This window comes from Microcystis sp. LE19-131.1A (assembly GCF_027532015.1).
GTDB lineage: Bacteria > Cyanobacteriota > Cyanobacteriia > Cyanobacteriales > Microcystaceae > Microcystis > Microcystis ichthyoblabe_A.
In genome coordinates, this window is record NZ_JAPZSS010000296.1 from 1 (window position 1) to 3,102 (window position 3,102).

General features: G+C 41.4%; 1 protein-coding gene and 1 pseudogene. Both read right to left on the minus strand.

Features of this window, described 5'->3' with window-relative positions; all coding sequences use genetic code 11:
* Positions 1 to 137 precede the first annotated feature (137 nt).
* A complete protein-coding gene (pyrG, locus tag O9323_RS20845; protein WP_069475568.1) occupies positions 138 to 1,778 on the minus strand; it encodes a glutamine hydrolyzing CTP synthase in 1,641 nt (546 codons plus the stop codon).
* A 128-nt stretch (positions 1,779 to 1,906) separates the two neighbouring features.
* A pseudogene (locus O9323_RS20850) lies at positions 1,907 to 3,102 on the minus strand (RNA-guided endonuclease InsQ/TnpB family protein); the annotation flags it as partial.

Here is a 3,102-nt window from a genome sequence, read left to right on the forward strand (position 1 = left end):
ATTAGAGAAGATGCAAGGGTGATGCAAGGGTGATGCAAGGGTTTTAAGAGATTCTAGCAGATTTAAGTGCATTTGGGAAGCTCTCAATCAAGCTAAAAGCCCTTTCCTGTAAGGTTTTTACCATTATTCAGCAAACCCTAACTAATAGCCGAATGCTGACTACTAAGGGAGAACTTTTCCTCTCTACCTTTGAGGGCCGCTTTCATGAAACCAGAAAAGAGAGGATGAGCTTTATTGGGACGAGAGCGAAATTCGGGGTGAAATTGGGTAGCAATAAAGAAAGGATGTTTTGGTAGTTCGATAATTTCCACCAAACGACCATCGGGAGAAGTGCCACTCACCAGATAACCGGTCTCAAAAAAGAGACTACGATAGGCATTATTGAACTCGTAACGGTGACGATGGCGCTCATAGATAACCTCTTGACCGTAGAGAGAGAAAGCTAGACTATCGGGATTTAAACGGCAGGGATAGAGACCTAAGCGCATTGTTCCCCCTAAATCCACCACATCTGCCTGTTCTGGCAGTAAATTAATCACCGGATTCGGTGTATCCTCTTCAAATTCGGAACTATTGGCCCTTTCCAATCGGGCCACATTGCGACCCCATTCGATAATCGAACACTGCATCCCTAAACAGAGACCCAAGAAAGGAATATTATTGACCCTAGCATACTCGATCGCCTTAATTTTGCCATCCACACCCCTAATCCCAAAACCACCTGGTACCACAATACCGTCAACACCGCTTAAATGAGCTTCGGCCGAATCGTTATCCACATCTTCAGCACTTACCCAACGCAATTCTATCTCGCTATCAAGGGCAATAGCAGCGTGTTTAAGGGCCTCCACCACCGAGAGATAAGCATCCCCTAACTGCACATATTTACCAACGATAGCTATCTCTAATTTTTGACTAGGGGATTGCATCTGTCGGATGAGATTTTCCCACTCCTCCAGATGGGGGTATCGGGGACCCAGGTTTAATAATTCTAGGGTTTGTTGCGCTAATCCCTCTTTTTCCAGATTGAGAGGAACTTCGTAGATACTGCTGGCATCCTGAGCAGTAATCACCGATTCCACCGGCACATCACAGAAAGCTGAGAGTTTTTCTTTTAACCCCGGTTGTAGGGGTAGATGACAACGACAGACTAACACATCCGGTTGAATACCGATCGATCTTAATTCCTTAACCGAGTGTTGCGTCGGTTTCGTTTTCATCTCCTTGGCGGCCGGAATCCAAGGAATTAGGGTAACGTGCATATAAACTACGTTATTTCGACCCACATCCTTCCTAAATTGCCTAATTGCTTCTAAAAAAGGCAGAGATTCGATATCTCCCACCGTACCACCAATTTCTGTAATGACGATATCGGGGTTGGTATCTTTGGCCACCCGGAGAATCCTTTCCTTGATTTCGTTGGTAATATGGGGAATTACCTGCACAGTTCCCCCCATATAAGCACCACGGCGCTCTTTATTCAATACCGCTTGATAAATCGAGCCAGTAGTCACGCTATTGAGACGGGAGAGTTCCGTATCGGTAAAACGTTCGTAGTGGCCAAGGTCGAGGTCGGTTTCGGCCCCATCATCGGTGACAAATACCTCTCCGTGTTGAAAAGGACTCATCGTACCCGGATCCACGTTGATATAGGGGTCTAATTTCAGAATTGAGACGGAATAATCCCGACTTTTCAACAATCTTCCCAAACTAGCGGCGACAATTCCTTTCCCAATACTGGAGACGACTCCCCCGGTGACAAAGACAAATTTACTCATAAAATTCTTCCTGCGATCGATTATACCTAGCAAGGGGTGAGAGTTTTCGGGATGGGGCGGTGTCATTTTCCCAGATTTCATTATAACCGGAGGATCTATACCGCTCAACTAAACTTACTCAAACTTACTTAAAAGCCTGAAAGCTTAGTCATTCGTAGTGGGTCAAGCACTACAGGATTAAACGGCAAACCCTTTATTCCCTGGTCAATGACATCAGGAATTACTTTTCTAATGATGTTAAATGACCCATTGACATCGGCATTTAACAACTGATTTGTTCCCATTTTATACAGTCCCCTAGCTAACCTTTTTCCCTTAAATAATGGTTTTTCTTCACCATATTTAGGTAACTCATCCCTATCTAAAGCACTGGATTGTGAGGTATAGGATTCTTCAGTTATTATGACTTTTATTCCTTTTAATTGAGCTTTGTAGGTTAACATTTCTATTAATCTATAATGGGGAATATTAACAAATTGTTGATTATTCCTTTTTCCTAGATTAAGACATTGTTTTATCCGCTCATTATGCCCAATTATTAATGTCCCTATTTGAGGTCGAATACACCAATCTATTACTCTTTTACTGGCTGTGTGTAGATAATTTTCTACTCGACAGTTTCGTTTATGGGTTAGGAATATCAATCTCTTAGATGAGGGTTGATTATTTCTGGTTTTCAGTTGAGATTGTAAGCGGGAACGTTGTTTGTTGTAGAAGGTGTTAATTGCTTTTAACGGTCTGCCATTTACCAAAAGAGGTGCTACACCTGTTTGATTTGTAGTTACAGCCATTAAGTTATTAACTCCTAAATCTATCCCAGCTATCTCTTGTTTATCTGTGGTTTCCGACCGTCTTTCATAGACTATTTCAATGACATAACAGCTACTTTTGGGGACAATTCTCACCTCAATTATTTCTCTTCGGGAAGTGGTAATTTTTAAGTCGCTCATAGACAAGTGACAAATTCCTTCTTTTAGAGGTTTTTTATAAATTGATTCCTGAGAATATATCAGCAGGTTTCTTCCTTTGATTTTCTCCTTATACTTAATAATTTTGGGTTTTCCTAAAAATTTTTCAGGGTGTTTTTTCCAAGCTCTAAAAGCGGCAAAATAACTAATCCAAGCCTGATCTAATCTTCTGATTATCTGCGTGCTTCGGTTTCGTGGGTAAAGCTAAATAATCTGAGGTTTTAGATACCAGATGATAGAGTTGATTAAAACTCAGTTTTTGGGAGTTTTCAAAGAAATATTGGCGATAATGGTAGTTAGCTAGATTGAACAAATTTTTTGACAAGAAGGCATAATGGTCGATTTCTGACCATAAG